The sequence below is a fragment of the Pseudosporangium ferrugineum genome (assembly GCF_003002065.1).
GTDB lineage: Bacteria > Actinomycetota > Actinomycetes > Mycobacteriales > Micromonosporaceae > Actinoplanes > Actinoplanes ferrugineus_A.
This window is the reverse complement of the sequence record NZ_PVZG01000012.1, coordinates 29,648-43,554: the sequence shown is the minus strand read 5'-3', so window position 1 is coordinate 43,554 and position 13,907 is coordinate 29,648. Positions and strand designations below refer to the sequence as shown.

At 72.9% G+C, this 13,907-nt stretch carries 11 protein-coding genes; 5 read left to right on the top strand and 6 right to left on the bottom strand.

Going from position 1 to position 13,907, the window contains the following annotated elements; all coding sequences use genetic code 11:
* Positions 1-5 precede the first annotated feature (5 nt).
* The 3 genes from CLV70_RS24150 to CLV70_RS39800 are packed head-to-tail and all read right to left on the bottom strand — an operon-like array spanning position 6 to position 2,679.
* Positions 6-1,841, bottom strand: a complete 1,836-nt coding sequence (locus CLV70_RS24150; RefSeq protein ID WP_106128873.1) for an EAL domain-containing protein — start codon at positions 1,839-1,841, stop codon at positions 6-8.
* A complete protein-coding gene (locus tag CLV70_RS39805) occupies positions 1,838-2,413 on the bottom strand; it encodes an RNA polymerase sigma factor (RefSeq protein WP_158277814.1) in 576 nt (191 codons plus the stop codon). Before CLV70_RS39805 ends, CLV70_RS24150 begins: the two co-directional genes overlap by 4 nt.
* A complete protein-coding gene (locus CLV70_RS39800) occupies positions 2,410-2,679 on the bottom strand; it encodes a hypothetical protein (RefSeq protein WP_158277813.1) in 270 nt (89 codons plus the stop codon). The genes CLV70_RS39805 and CLV70_RS39800 overlap by 4 nt, the downstream gene beginning before the upstream one ends.
* A 297-nt stretch (positions 2,680-2,976) precedes the next feature.
* Here CLV70_RS39800 and CLV70_RS24140 point away from each other — a divergent pair, with 297 nt between their 5' ends.
* The 5 genes from CLV70_RS24140 (at position 2,977) to CLV70_RS24120 (ending at position 9,772) form a co-directional block, all read left to right on the top strand.
* Positions 2,977-3,396, top strand: a complete 420-nt coding sequence (locus CLV70_RS24140; RefSeq protein WP_106128871.1) for a DUF1801 domain-containing protein — start codon at positions 2,977-2,979, stop codon at positions 3,394-3,396.
* Between the two features lie 9 nt (positions 3,397-3,405).
* On the top strand, positions 3,406-7,077 hold the full coding sequence (locus CLV70_RS41785) for an NACHT domain-containing protein (RefSeq protein WP_146164138.1): 3,672 nt from the start codon (positions 3,406-3,408) through the stop codon (positions 7,075-7,077).
* 63 nt (positions 7,078-7,140) lie between these two features.
* Positions 7,141-8,337 carry a hypothetical protein gene (locus CLV70_RS24130; protein WP_106128869.1) on the top strand — a complete coding sequence of 399 codons (1,197 nt, stop codon included), beginning with the start codon at positions 7,141-7,143 and terminating at the stop codon, positions 8,335-8,337.
* 112 nt (positions 8,338-8,449) lie between these two features.
* Positions 8,450-9,241 carry an SIR2 family NAD-dependent protein deacylase gene (locus CLV70_RS24125; protein WP_170148656.1) on the top strand — a complete coding sequence of 264 codons (792 nt, stop codon included), beginning with the start codon at positions 8,450-8,452 and terminating at the stop codon, positions 9,239-9,241.
* An 18-nt stretch (positions 9,242-9,259) separates the two neighbouring features.
* On the top strand, positions 9,260-9,772 hold the full coding sequence (locus CLV70_RS24120; protein WP_106128868.1) for a YcxB family protein: 513 nt from the start codon (positions 9,260-9,262) through the stop codon (positions 9,770-9,772).
* A 42-nt stretch (positions 9,773-9,814) separates the two neighbouring features.
* Here the strand turns inward: CLV70_RS24120 and CLV70_RS24115 are convergent, their stop codons facing one another.
* The 3 genes from CLV70_RS24115 to CLV70_RS24105 are packed head-to-tail and all read right to left on the bottom strand — an operon-like array spanning position 9,815 to position 13,869.
* Positions 9,815-11,470, bottom strand: coding sequence for a glycerol-3-phosphate dehydrogenase/oxidase (locus tag CLV70_RS24115; RefSeq protein ID WP_106129043.1), 1,656 nt, complete (start codon positions 11,468-11,470; stop codon positions 9,815-9,817).
* 46 nt (positions 11,471-11,516) lie between these two features.
* On the bottom strand, positions 11,517-13,034 hold the full coding sequence (glpK, locus tag CLV70_RS24110; protein ID WP_106128867.1) for a glycerol kinase GlpK: 1,518 nt from the start codon (positions 13,032-13,034) through the stop codon (positions 11,517-11,519).
* Entirely contained in the window at positions 13,027-13,869 is an 843-nt protein-coding gene (locus CLV70_RS24105; RefSeq protein WP_106128866.1) for an MIP/aquaporin family protein, read from the bottom strand. The genes glpK and CLV70_RS24105 overlap by 8 nt, the downstream gene beginning before the upstream one ends.
* Between the last annotated feature and the right edge of the window lie 38 nt (positions 13,870-13,907).

Sequence of the window (13,907 nt, the reverse complement as noted above, 5' to 3'; positions counted from 1 at the left end):
GGGGCTCAGCCGGTCGCCCGGCCGAGCTCCGGGCCGGCGGTGAGGTCCGCGGCCGGCGACGCGGCGAACGGGTGTGGCCGGCCGATCGCGTACCCCTGCGCGAAGTCCACGCCGAGGTCGCGCAGCAGCTCGACGGTGGCCGGGTCCTCGGCCGCCTCGGCGGCCGTGCGGACGCCCAGGGCCCGCGACATGCCGGCGAGGGAGCTGACGATCGCCCGGTCGGCGGGCGACCCGGACAGGCCGGCGACGAAGCCGCCGTCGATCTTCAGCAGGCCGATCGGCAGCGCCCGCAGCACGCCCAGCGACGAGTAGCCGGTGCCGAAGTCGTCCAGCGCCAGCTCGCAGCCCACCGCGGTGACGGCCGCCGCGAACTCGGCCGCGGCGGTCCCGTTGGTGATCACCAGCGACTCGGTGATCTCGAACGTGATCCGCCGCGGATCGACGTCGTGCCGGCGCAGGGCGTCCAGCACGTACGCCGCCGTGCCCGGGTGCGACAGCGTACGGCCGGAGATGTTGATCTGGAACTGCGAGGTCTGCGGTCCCTGGCCGATCAGGGCGAGGCTCCGGTCGATCACCCAGCGGTCCACCGTCACGATGCCGTCGCCCCGCTCGGCCGCGGCGAGGAAGGCGGCCGGCAGCTCCGGGGCGGTACGCCCGGGACGGCGCACGCGCAGCAGGATCTCGTGCCGGGTGACCTCGTGCAGCGCCAGGTCGAGGATCGGCTGGGCGTACAGGCAGAGCTGCCCGCCCCGGACGGCGGCGTCGATCCGGTCGCGGACCGCCCGCTCGCGCCGCGCGGCCGGCCGGGGACCCGGCAGGCTGTGCAGCGGCACGCGCCGCCGGTGCGCCTCCGCGGCGGCCCACTCGCCGTCGAGCAGCACGTCGTGGCCGCTGGGCCGGTCCGGGCCGGCGAGCGGCACGAGCCCGGCCGAGGCGCGCAGCCGGGCGCCGCCCACGGTGACGGTGCCGAGCCGGCGCTGGAGCTCCGCCGCGGCCGGGGCGGCGGCCGCGGGATCGCGGAAGAGCACCGCGAACTCGAACATGCCGAGCGACCCGCGGGCGTCCCCGGCGCCGCCGAGGACGGGAGTCACGGCCCGTTCCAGGGCCCCGGCCTCAGGTTCGGCGCCGCCGACCGGCTCGAGCGACATGACCAGCACCGCGCCGGTGCCGGCGTGGGCGGCCAGGTCCACCGCGTCGGCGAAACCGGCGCGCGTCATCAGCGCCGGCGGGGCGTCCGCGGCGGGCGGGCGGTGCGGTGCCATGCGCTCGCGGCGGCGGCGCCGGTCGTGCTCCTGGCGGTCCAGCTCGCGGCGGGTGATGTCGTGCACCGTCGCGACGATGCCGGTCGGCGTCAGGCCGTCGTCGCTGAGCAGCTCGACGAGGCAGTGGGCGTACCGCAGGGCGCCGTCGGGGCGCACCACCCGGACCGTCAGCTCCACCGGCACCCGGTCGCGCCAGCCGCGCCGCACGGCCGCCTCCGCCTCCGCGAAGTCCTCCGGGTGCACCCCCGCGGCCAGCACGTCCACGGTGATGACCGGCGTGACGGCCGGATAGCCGAACGTCTGGGACATCGCGTCGGACCAGGTCAGCCGCCCGGTCGCGCGGTCCCAGCGGAGCCAGCCGGCCCGCGCCGACTGCGCCGCCCGGGTGATCCGGCCGGCCTCGTCGGCCTGCGGCCCCAGCACGTCGCCGGCGTCCAGGTCACCGAGCGGGTCGCGGCCGTCCGCCGCCGTTCGCGCGTACGCGTCCAGCACCTGCCGCGCGGCCCGGCGGGTGCGGGCCCGGTCCAGATGCGACGGGGTACGGGCGGACGCGAGCGCGATGACGTCGTCGAGGTTCATCGCCGCCGCCTGCCCGCGGGCGTGGTGAAGCCGTCCGCCTCGGCCAGGTGCTTGAGCTTGCGCCGCGCCTCCACCTTGTACTCCCGGACGGTGTTGTGCGAGATGCCGAGCGTCAGGGCGATCGCCCGGTCGGCCATGCCGTCGAGCGACAGGCTGAAGACCTCGCCCATCCGCGGCGGCAGCAGCTGGATCCAGCTCGCCAGCAGGTCCTCGGCCTCGGCCGGATCGGCGGGCGCGGGCACCTCGGGCATGCCGATGTCGTCGAAGAAGAGCGCCGGCGTGCGGCCGCGGCGCTTCTGCTCGTCGCGCAGCATGTTGCGGGCCACCGCCATGGCCCACGCCCGCGGATCCGTGTAGTGCTGGACGTCCGCCCACTTCGCCCGGACCGCGAGGAACGCCTCCTGGGTGACGTCCTCGACCATGCCCCGGTCCGCCTCGAGCCGGTGCAGGTAGCGCTCCACCGCCGCGTGGTGCCGGGTGAAGAAGCCGCTGAAGGTGGCGTCGAGCGCGGCCTCCCGCAGCGTTTCCGCGGTCTCGTCGCCGTCGGCCGCGGCGGAGCCCACCACCCTCACGCCGCTTCCCCGGCGGCCGCGCGCCCGGGGCCGTGCAGCTCGACGACCCGGTGGCCGTCCTCGTCGCGCTCGTCGATGCGTACGCTGCCCGGCCGCCCGGCGAGCTGGGTCAGTCCGGCCGCGCGGGCCGCCGCCCGCGCCGATCTCTCGCGGGCGAGCTGCAATCTCGTGCGGTGCAGGATCCAGGCCCGGGTGAGGCCGCTGACACCGAGACCCCCGACCACCGTCACCACTGCGCTGAGCAGCTCTGCGCTGATGTGCTCCACCGGTTCTCCGCTCGTGCAGAAGGGCCCGTCCCTCGGGGCCTCCGCTCACTACTCTCTGTGCGGGCCGCGGATGTGGGGGAGCGGTATCGTGCCAGGTTCGGACGGAGATCGCCGTTACGTCGCTGACCAGGCGGAGGGTGGCCGATCATCCATGACAGACGGACCGTTCGGCGGACCCCGGTGATCAGCGCCCTTCGTTACACAGGGTGTTTGGAAAGTAGCCTTCTGCTGGCGGCGTGTGGCGCCGATCACAGCGGCGGGGTTAGAGTCGCGGGACCCGGGAGGGCGGTGCGCACGATGGCGGCAGTCAAGACCGTACGAACCGGCGCGAGCGTGGGCGACTTCCTCGCCGCCGTGCCCGATCCGGTACGCCGGGCCGACGCCCGGACGCTGTGCGCGCTGATGGCCGAGGCCACCGGGGTGCCACCGGAGATGTGGGGCGACAGCATCGTCGGCTTCGGCCGCTACCACTACCGGTACGCCTCCGGCCAGGAGGGCGACTGGCCGCCGGTGGGCCTGTCACCCCGCCGGACCGCGCTGACCGTCTACCTGTCCGCGGGCTACGACGAGGACCTGCTGACCCGGCTGGGCCCGCACCGCACCGGACGCTCCTGCCTGCACCTGCGCCGCCTCGCCGACATCGACCGGGACGTGCTCCGGACGCTGATCGGCGACGGCTTCCACAAGCTCCACGGGAAGACGCTCACCGCCGACTAGGGTTCGTCTGTGGCAGCAGTCGAAACCTCCATTCTGGTCAGAGCCCTGTCCCTCGGTGCCAAGCCCGTGACCGAGCGCCTCAAGCGCAAGGAGGCCGTCGTCGGCATCCTGCACCAGCTCCGGCTCGCGCCCGAGCGCCCGCCGGCGGACTTCGACGGCGTCTACACGTACGCGATCGTGCAGTTCTGTTACGGCAAGCCGGAACCGGTCGTCAGGCTCTTCCAGAACGAGTACGTCCGCGCCGCCTTCCGCCGCACCTTCGAGTCCGGCGACGAGAGCCACCTCCGGCGCGAGGTCGACGAGATCTTGCAGTGGAACGAGGAGACCGGCGGGCTCGGCCGCATCGACTACAACCTCGCCCTGGAGGTGACCGGCTTCCGGGCGGTCTTCGACGAGCTTGTCGACAAGACCCGCACCGCGGCCGGGGCACGGCTCGAACGCGGCGTCACCGACATCCAGCAGACGCTCCACGACCTCGTCGAGCGCCTCGACCGGATGGAGAGCCCCGAGGAGATCGTCCGTTACCTGGTGCGCGACGATTCCCCCGCCGCCGTCCTCGCCGCCGAGCTGCGCGAGTGGTTCGCCGCCGTCGAGTACGAGATCGCCGAGGAGGTGGAGAGCGGCCCCGGCGAGTTCGTCTGGCGGGTGCGCGTGCCGGCCCGGCGCGGCTACGACTGGGTCGTGGTGCTGGGCATCGGCGGCGAGCTGAGCGCGCCCGACGTCGCCCGGGCGGCCGAGCTGGTCCGCACCCACCGGGCCGGCGAGGGCTGGGTCGTCGCGCCGCAGCGGATCAGCCGGGCGGCCCGCGCCGCCGACGAGGAACTGCCCGAGATCTACTGCTACACGCTGGACGAGCTGATCGACGAGCGGGCCGACTTCGAGCCGTACCTGCGCTGGCTCGAGGAGGAGGTCCGGTCGCACCGCATCGAGGAGCGGTACATCCCGCTGTCCTGCGCCAAGGAGGACATCGACCGGCGGTCCGGGAAGGTCGGCGGCACCAGCGTCTACGGGTGGGCGGACGGCGGGCTCGACGCGTACGTCAGCCGCTGGATGGAGGACGACTCCAAGGAGCACCTGTCCGTGCTGGGCGAGTTCGGCATGGGCAAGAGCTGGTTCTGCCTGCACTACGCGTGGACCCTCGCGCAGGAGTGGCGCGCCGCCAAGGCGGCCGGGCGCAAGCGGCCACGCCTGCCGCTGGTCGTCCCGCTGCGCGACTACGCCAAGGCCGTGACGGTCGAGTCGCTGTTCTCCGAGTTCTTCTTCCGCAAGCACGAGATCCTGCCCAACGGCTACCGCGTGTTCGAGACGCTCAACCGGCTCGGGCGGCTGCTGCTGATCTTCGACGGCTTCGACGAGATGGCGGCCCGCGTCGACCGGCAGGCGATGGTCAACAACTTCTGGGAGCTGGCGCGGGCCGTCGTGCCGGGCTCCAAGGTGCTGCTGACCTGCCGCTCCGAGCACTTCCCGGAGGCGCAGCAGGGCCGCGACGTGCTGGGCGCCCGCCTCGCCGCCTCCACCTCCGCGCTCAGCGGCGAGCCGCCCCAGTTCGAGGTCGTCGAGCTCCAGCCGTTCGACGACGAGCAGATCGACCTGCTGTTGTCCCGGCTCACCGACGAGCCGACGCGCGCCGGCGTCCTCGGCAACGGCGAGCTCATGGACCTCATGCGCCGGCCGGTGATGTCCGAACTGGTCCTCGACGCCCTCCCGGCCATCGAGCAGGGCGCGAAGGTGGACATCTCCCGCGTCTACCTCTACGCCGTGCACCGCAAGATCGAGGCCGACATCAAGGCGGAGCGCACCTTCACCTCCCTGGCGGACAAGGTGTTCTTCCTCTGCGAGCTGTCGTCGCACATGCTCACCGAGTCGGTGATGACGATCAACTACCGGGAGATCCCGGACCGGATCCGCGCCTGCTTCAAGGACGTCGTCCGCGAGCAGAAGGACCTGGACCACTGGCACTACGACATGATGGGCCAGACCATGCTGGTCCGCGACGCCGACGGCAACTACACGCCGGCGCACCGGTCGCTGCTGGAGTTCTTCGTGGCGTACAAGATCGCCGCCGAGCTCGGGGTGATGGACGGCGACTTCCTCGCCCTGATCGGCTCCACCGACCCGGCCGGGCCCGCGTCCTTCCCCTGGTCCGGCCTGACCGCGGCCACGCCGGCGGAGCGGGCCGCCGCCGGCGGGTGGGTGGCGGAGCCGCTGGAGGCCGTCGCGGCGACGCTGCGGGACGCGGCGATCGACGGGGCCGTCATCGATCTCTGGCTGCCCATGATGGTGCCGGGCACCCTCGGCGACATCGTCGCCGTGCTCCAGGAGACCCGCCGGCTCGAGCCGGACGTCCTCGGCCACACCGGCGCCAGCCTGCTGGCGATCATCGGGGCCGCCGACCGCCGTGCCCTGCGCGGCAGGAACCTCGACGGCGTGTTCCTCGACGGGGCGGTCCTCGACCACAGCGGCACCGGGATGGACCTTACCGGCGCCTCGCTGCGGGGCGCCCGCCTGCGCAACGCCGACCTGGAGGACGTCGTGCTGGCCGGCGCGGACCTCACCGGAGCCGACCTGACCGGCGCGACCTACCTGGGCTTCGAACGGTGCGCCGTCCAGCACGTCCGGACCACCCCGGCGGGGGACGTCCTGCTCGTCGACCGCGAGGACCGGCTCTACCGCTGGACCGTGGGCGAGCCGCCCGCCCTGCTCGTGGAGCGTCAGGCCATCGACGACGAGGAGATCTCGACCCTGCCCGACGGGCGGCTCGTGGTCAGCACCAACCAGTTCGACGACGGCCTGGGGGTCCGGTGCCTGCTCGTCGACCCGCGCACCGGCGGGCACCGGGTGTTCCACCTGCCCGGCGGCGGCTGGGCGACCGGAGTCCTGCTCGGTGACCGGCCGGTGATCCTCGCCCGCAGCTTCTCCGACGAGGACACGGTCGTCGAGGCCCTGGACCCCGAGGCGCTCACCCCGATCGCCGAGGTGCGCCTGCCCGGCATCCGCTACGCCTCGTTCTCCGCCGACGGGTCCGGCCGGGTGATGGGCCTGCTGACGACGGCCTCGCAGACCACCGCGGACTCGCTCGTGGAGCTGACGACGGCCGCCGACGGCACGCTGACCCTCGTGCCCGTCCCGATCGACGGGCTCGAGGCGGACGAGAACGGCTGGGAGCTCTTCTGGTTCCGGCCGGGCGGCCTGGCCCTGGTCCGGTACGGCACCGACGAGATGATCCTGTCGACGCTGGACCTCGCGGCGGGGACGCAGCGCGACATCCGCTTTCCGCCGGAGCGGGTGTCCGGGCGCATCCCCGACTACCCGTTCAGCCGGCGGCGGAGCTGCTCCATCGACGAGGCGGCCAGCGTGGCGGCCGTCGTCGTGGACGACCGGGTGCACGTCCTCGAACTCGCCGCCGATCCGATGCGGACCCGGTTCGTGGTCGACGACCTGCCGATGGTGAGCGGGTTCGCGATCGTGCCGGGGACGGACCTGCTGGTGGTCGCGTCGGCGTACGGGCGGGTGGGCGCGTACGACATGCGGACCGGCGAGCGGGTCGACGGGTTCTCGCTCAGCCGCCGGGTGCGCGGCGCCGTCCTCGCCGACGTGGTCGGAGTGCCGCCGGAGGTCCTCGCCGAGCTGGAGCGCAACGGCGCGATTCTTAAGAGTTCCTTAGGCGGCGCCGCCGCGTGATCCGACGTGGGAGCGGTTCCGTACTGATCGCCGAGGTCCTCTGACAGGAAGGCTCAGGCGAAGATGCAATTCTCCCGTAGTTCCGCCCGTCGCTGGCAGATCGCCGGCGTCGCCGCGGTCGCCGTGGCCCTGACCGGTGTCGGGCTCGGCGTGGCCTCGGCCGGTGAGAGCGCCACACCCACGGTCAGCTGTCCCGGCGTGGCCGGCTCGCTGGGCGCCGTCCCCGCCCGCGCCCAGGCCGAGATCGAGCGCAACCTGGCGCTGCTGAACACGCAGATCGCGGAGGCGAACAGGCGCCTGGTGACGAGCGCGGGTGAGGGCGGCGCGAACTTCGCACAGAACGCGATCCTCACGCCGCTGAAGGACAAGCGGGTCGCCACCATCAACCGGATGGCGACCGCGATCGGCCGCAGCGCGCCGAAGCCGAACCTCAACGTCCAGTCGCTCGCGGCCTGCTCGCTGAACCGCAAGGGCGGCGGCACCGCGGCCCCCGAACCGACCAAGGTGAATCCCGCCCCGGCACCCGGCACGCCCGGCGGCGGCGCGCTGCGCACCGTGTCCTGCCCGGCCGTCGCCGGCTCGCTGGGCGGCGTGCCGGCCCAGGCGCGGGCCGAGATCGAGCGCAACCTGGCCCTGCTGAACACGCAGATCGCGGAGGCGAACAGGCGCCTGGCGACCAGCGTGGGCGAGGGCGGCGCCAACTTCGTGCAGAACGCGATCCTGCGCCCGCTGAAGGACAAGCGGGTCGCCACCATCAACCGGATGGCCACGGCGATCGGCCGCAACGCGGCGAAGCCGGTCCTCGCCGTCGACTCCCTCGCCACCTGCACCCTCAACGAGAACGGCGGCGGCGTCGCGGCCCCCGAGCCGACCGCCGCACCGGGCGGCAACGCGGGCAACGGCAACGGCAACGCGGGCAACGGCAACGGCAATGCCGGTAACGGCAACGGCAATGCCGGTGACGGCGCCGCGCCGACCGTCGACTGCCCGGGCGTCTCCGGCCTCCCGTCGATCCCGGCGCAGGCCCGCGACGAGGTCGTCCGCAACCTCGAGCTGCTCGACACCCAGATCGCCGAGGCCAACACCCGCCTGGCGAACAGCGTGGGCGAGGGCGGTCCGAACTTCATCCAGAACGCGGTCCTCGGCCCGCTGGAGGACAAGCGCGTCGCGGTGCTCAACCGCATCGAGACCGCCATCGGCCGGAACGCGGCCAAGCCGGAGGGCCTGGAGCGCTTCGCGCCCTGCGGCCTGAACGACTGACGAACGCCCCCGAACGGGAGCGCTGCCGGATCCCGGCAGCGCTCCCGTCGTCCTTCACCGGTGCGCAAAATGCGGTCGCCGCCGTCGGTGGCGACACCTACCATCGGCCACCATGGACCCGAGCTGGACCGGCGGCGTGACCCGGATGGCGGTGCTGACGGGGGCCGGCATCTCGACCGACTCCGGCATCCCCGACTACCGCGGCCCGGAAGGCCTGTGGACGCGGAACCCCACGCTGGTCAAGGCCTTCACGTACGGGTCCTTCATGGCGGATGCCGAGGTGCGCGCCGCGCTGTGGCGCTCGTACGCGGACCACCCGGCCTGGACCGCCGAGCCGAACACCGCCCACCGCGCCCTCGCCACCCTCGAGCGCGGCGGTCCGGCGGTGCGGATCCTCACCCAGAACGTCGACGGGCTGCACCAGCGGGCCGGGTCCAGCCCCCGCAAGGTGCTCGAACTGCACGGCTCGATCCGCGAGACCGTATGCACCGGATGCGGCGCCCGCACACCCACCCGCACCGGCGGCGCCCGCACGCCCACCCGCACCGGGGGCGCCTGCACGCCGGCCCGTACCGGCGGCGACCCCGGCGACCGCCGCTGCCCGGACTGTGGCGGCGTGCTCAAACCGGCCGTGGTGATGTTCGGCGAGCACCTCGACGCCGCCACCGTGGGCCTCGCCGAGCGGATCGCCTCGCACAGCGACCTGATGCTGGTGATCGGCAGCTCCCTCCAGGTCGAACCGGTCGCGTCGCTGTGCGCCACGGCCGTCAACGGCGGGGCCCGCCTGGTGATCGTCAACCGCGACCCGACCCCGTACGACGACCTGGCGACCGCGGTGCTCCGCGAGCCGATCGCCACGGCGGTGCCCCGCATCTGCACCGCCCTGACGACCGTCCCCGCCTGACGTCCCTATGATGCGCGCATGGAAGACACGGGGCAGCTGACCTTTCAGACCCGGACGAACCCGAAGCTGGTGAAGGCGTCGCTACGGCGTGGCCTTCTTCCGATCGTCACGGTGATCGTCGCCGCCGTGCTGGTCGCCTCCGCCCTGCTGTACCGGGCCGGCGATCCGGGTGGCCGGTCGCTGTCCCTTCTCGGCGGCGGCGTTTTCGCCGCGCTGTACCTGCTGATCGCCGGACCGCAGCTGGCGGTGGCGCGGGCTGCCCACAAGATCGGCGGGCCGGTCGCCTTCCGGATCGATGCCGTGGGGGTGCACACCGCCCACGCCTTCTCGACGAGCACGCTGCCCTGGTCGGCGATCGGTGCGGTGCGCCGGGTGCGTGGCCAGATTTTGCTCTCGCACGGCGGGTTGTCCGGCGGCAGACTCCGGAGGTTGAGCATCCCGACGACCGATCTGACCGCGGCCGAGCAGACTCGACTGCTGGCGGTCCTGCGTTCGCGCGGCGCGGCGCTGATGGATGCGGCCGCCGCCTGAGATGGTGGCCGGCCGCCCGGGGCGGGTCCGGGCGGCCGGTGGTCAGCGGAGTTGGAGGGGTACGACGTCCGGGGCGCCCAGGCGGGTCGCGTCGGCTGTTTCGTCGTCGGGTTGTTCCTGGGAGGCGCGTTCGGCTTCGACGCGGAGGCGGTAGTGCTCCACCTCGCGTTCGCGTTGGTCGTCGGTCCAGCCGAGGACGTCGCCCATCAGGGCGGCCGCGGTGGGGGCCGCGCCCACGCCCCGGTCGAAGGTCTCGATCGAGATGCGGGTGCGGCGGGTCAGGACGTCCTCGAGGTGGCGGGCTCCCTCGTGGCCGGCCGCGTACGTGATCTCCGCGCGCAGGTGGTCCTCGGCGCCCTCCAGGGGGCGGCCGAGGTCCGGGTCGGCGCGGATCAGGTCCAGGAGTTCGTGGACCAGGCTGCCGTAGCGGTGGAGCAGGTGCTCGACCCGGGCCACGTGCAGGCCCGACTCGCCGGCCAGGACCCGGCGGCGGTTCCACAGGGCCTGGTAGCCCTCCGCGCCGAGCAGCGGCACCCGGTCGGTGCACGAGCGGGCCACCGAGCGGCCCAGGCCGTGGACCGCCGCGTCGACCGCGTCCTTCGCCATGACGCGGTAGGTGGTGTATTTGCCGCCCGCCACCACCACGAGGCCCGGGACCGGGCTCGCCACGGTGTGCTCGCGGGACAGCTGCGAGGTCGACTCCGACTCGCCGGAGAGCAGCGGGCGCAGGCCGGCGTACACGCCCTGCACGTCGGTGCGGTCCAGGGGCGTGGCCAGCACCCGGTTGACCTGGTCGAGCAGGTAGTCGATGTCGGTGCTGGACGCCGCCGGGTGCGCCTTGTCCAGGGTCCAGTCGGTGTCGGTGGTGCCGATGATCCAGTGCCGGCCCCACGGGATGACGAAGAGCACGCTGGTCGGCGTACGCGTGATCAGGCCCGTGGTGGACCGGATCCGGTCCCGCGGCACCACCAGGTGGATCCCCTTGCTGGCGCGGACGTGGAACTGGCCCCGCTCGCCGACCAGCGCCTGGGTGTCGTCGGTCCATACGCCGGTCGCGTTGACCACCTGCTGGGCGCGGACCTCGAAGGTGCGGTCGTGCTCCAGGTCGTGCACCCGTACGCCGGTGACCCGCTCACCCTCGCGCAGGAAGCCGACGACCTCCGCGCGGGACGCGACGTGGGCGCCGTACGCGGCTGCCGTCCGGGCCAGGAACATGGTGTGCCGGGCGTCGTCGAGCTGCGCGTCGTAGTACAGCAGCGCGCCGACCAGGGAATCCTTCTTCAGCCCCGGGAAGGCCCGGAGCGCGCCGCGCCGGGACAGGTTGCGGTGCCGGGGCAGGCCGCCGTGGGTGGTCGCCATCAGGTCGTACAGCTGGACGCCGGTGCCCGCGTACAGCCGCTCCCAGACGCGGTGCTGCAACGGGTAGAGGAACGGCACCGGGCGGGTCAGATGCGGCGCGAGGCGTTGCAGGATCAGGCCGCGTTCCCGCAGCGCCTCGCGGACCAGGGCGAAGTCCAGCATCTCCAGGTAGCGCAGCCCGCCGTGGATCAGCTTGCTGGAGCGGCTGGAGGTGCCGGACGCGAAGTCGCGGGCCTCGACGAGCCCGACGGACAGGCCGCGGGTGACGGCGTCGAGGGCGCAACCCGCGCCCACCACGCCACCACCCACGACCAGCACGTCCAGCTCACCGTCGGCCATCGCCTCGAGGGCGGCCACCCGGCCGGCGGGGGAGAGGGCGGTGTGGTCAGTCAACGTCTACCCAATCGAGAGTGCGCTCGACGGCCTTCTTCCAGCGGCCGTACCCTTCCTCGCGTTGCCCGGCGGACCACTCCGGCTGCCAGCGCTGCGATTCGTTCCAGTTGTCGCGCAGCTCGTCGGTCGACTTCCAGAAGCCGACGGCGAGGCCCGCGGCGTACGCGGCGCCCAGCGCGGTCGTCTCGGCCACCACCGGCCGGCTCACCGCGACGCCCAGCACGTCCGCCTGGATCTGCATGCACAGGTTGTTGACGGTGATCCCGCCGTCGACCTTGAGCACGTCCAGGGTCACGCCGGAGTCCTGCGCCATCGCCTCGACCACGTCGCGGGTCTGATAGCAGATCGACTCGAGGGTGGCCCGGGCCAGGTGCGCGGAGGTGTTGAAGCGGGACAGCCCGACGATCGCGCCGCGGGCGTCGGAACGCCAGTACGGCGCGAACAGGCCCGAGAACGCCGGGACGAAGTAGACGCCGCCGCTGTCGGGGACCTGCGCGGCCAGCGTCTCGCTCTGGGCCGCGTCGTTGATCACGTGGAGCTGGTCGCGCAGCCACTGCACGGCCGAACCGGTGACCGCGATCGAACCCTCGAGGGCGTAGACCGGTGCCTGGTCGCCGAACTTGTAGCAGACCGTGGTCAGCAGGCCGTGCTCCGACCGTACGAGCTCGGTGCCGGTGTTGAGCAGCATGAAGTTGCCCGTACCGTAGGTGTTCTTGGCCTCGCCGACGTTGAAGCAGACCTGGCCCACCGTGGCGGCCTGCTGGTCGCCGAGGTCGCCGGTGAGCGGGACCTCGCCGCCGAGCGTGCCGGGCCAGCGGGCCACGCCGTAGGTGTTCGGGTCGGACGACGGGCGGATCTCCGGCAGCATCCGCCGCGGGATGCCGAAGAAGCCGAGCAGCTCGTCGTCCCAGTCCAGGGTCTCGAGGTTCATCAGCATCGTGCGGCTGGCGTTGGTGACGTCGGTGACGTGGTTGCCGCCCTCGACGCCGCCGGTCATGTTCCACAGCAGCCAGCTGTCGGTGTTGCCGAAGATGGCGTCGCCGCGCTCGGCGGCCTCGCGCACCCCGTCGACGTTGTCCAGGATCCACTGGATCTTGCCGCCGGAGAAGTACGTGGCCGGCGGCAGCCCGGCCTTGCGCCGGATCACGTCGCCGCGCCCGTCGCGGTCCAGCGCCGAGGCGATCCGGTCGGTACGCGTGTCCTGCCAGACGATCGCGTTGTAGTACGGCCGCCCGCTGCGCCGGTCCCACACCACCGCCGTCTCGCGCTGGTTGGTGACGCCCAGCGCGGCCAGGTCGGAGGCCTGGAGCTTGGCCTTCTGCATGGCCGTACGCACGACCGAGACCGTCCGCTCCCAGATCTCCACCGGGTTGTGTTCCACCCAGCCGGCCTGCGGCAGGATCTGTTCGTGCTCCAGCTGATGGCGGGCCACCTCGTTGCCGCCATGATCGAAGATCATGAAGCGGGTGCTGGTGGTGCCCTGATCCACTGCGCCGACGAAGTCAGCCACGTCGTGCCTCCACGGTCTCGGGGGTGTCCTGGGCCGGGATGCGGCCCGGCTCCGGTGCGTCTTCCTTCGGCAGGAAGCGCCCGACCAGCGCCTGGTACAGCCCGGCACCGAGCAGGCCGCCGAGCACCGGCGCCACGATCGGTATCCAGAAATACAGGTAACCGGTCTGATCGCGGAACGCCCCGCCGTAACCGGTGAAGAAGCTCGCCAGGCGGGGGCCGAAGTCGCGGGCCGGGTTGATGGCGTATCCGGCGTTGGTGCCCCACGCCATGCCGATGGCCACCACGATCAGGCCGATGACGAACGGCGCGAGGTTGGCCGCCGGGGGAGTGCCGGCCGCGTCGGTGATGGCCAGGATGAGGAAGAGCAGGATGGCCGTACCGATGATCTGGTCGCGGAAGGCGCCCCACTCATCGACCGGGAGTGTCCCGTTTCCCGGCAGGGTGGAAAAGACGCCCTGGGTCTTGATGGTCAGGTTCGGGTCCGCCTGGTGCAGGACCTCGGTGTAGTTCCATCGCACGAGCAGGGCGGCGACGAACGCACCGAGGAACTGGGCGAGGCAGTAGGGCGCCACCTTGCGCCACTCGAAGCCCTTGAAGGCCGCGAGCGCGATGGTGACCGCGGGATTGAGGTGGGCGCCGCTGATGCGTCCGGCGACGTAGACGCCGAGCATCACGCCCAGCCCCCAGGCCCAGGCGATGCTGTCGTGGTCGCCGATGCCGCCGCCCGCCACCTGGGCGACGACACCCACGCCGAAGAGGATGAGGATCATCGTCCCGGCGAACTCCGCGGCAAGCTCGCCCGCCAGCGCCGGGACTTTCCGTTGTGCTGCCATGACGCGACGCTATGGACGGCGCCGGGGCCGGACAATGA

What these genes read in the sequence shown, in the direction of transcription:
- CLV70_RS24115 (WP_106129043.1), bottom strand. Translation starts at nt 11,470, where the DNA reads ATGGCCGACGGTGAGCTGGACGTGCTGGTCGTGGGTGGTGGCGTGGTG.
- CLV70_RS24105 (WP_106128866.1), bottom strand. Translation starts at nt 13,869, where the DNA reads ATGGCAGCACAACGGAAAGTCCCGGCGCTGGCGGGCGAGCTTGCCGCG.
- CLV70_RS24125 (WP_170148656.1), top strand. Translation starts at nt 8,450, where the DNA reads ATGGACCCGAGCTGGACCGGCGGCGTGACCCGGATGGCGGTGCTGACG.
- CLV70_RS24140 (WP_106128871.1), top strand. Translation starts at nt 2,977, where the DNA reads ATGGCGGCAGTCAAGACCGTACGAACCGGCGCGAGCGTGGGCGACTTC.
- CLV70_RS24150 (WP_106128873.1), bottom strand. Translation starts at nt 1,841, where the DNA reads ATGAACCTCGACGACGTCATCGCGCTCGCGTCCGCCCGTACCCCGTCG.
- CLV70_RS24130 (WP_106128869.1), top strand. Translation starts at nt 7,141, where the DNA reads ATGCAATTCTCCCGTAGTTCCGCCCGTCGCTGGCAGATCGCCGGCGTC.
- CLV70_RS24120 (WP_106128868.1), top strand. Translation starts at nt 9,260, where the DNA reads ATGGAAGACACGGGGCAGCTGACCTTTCAGACCCGGACGAACCCGAAG.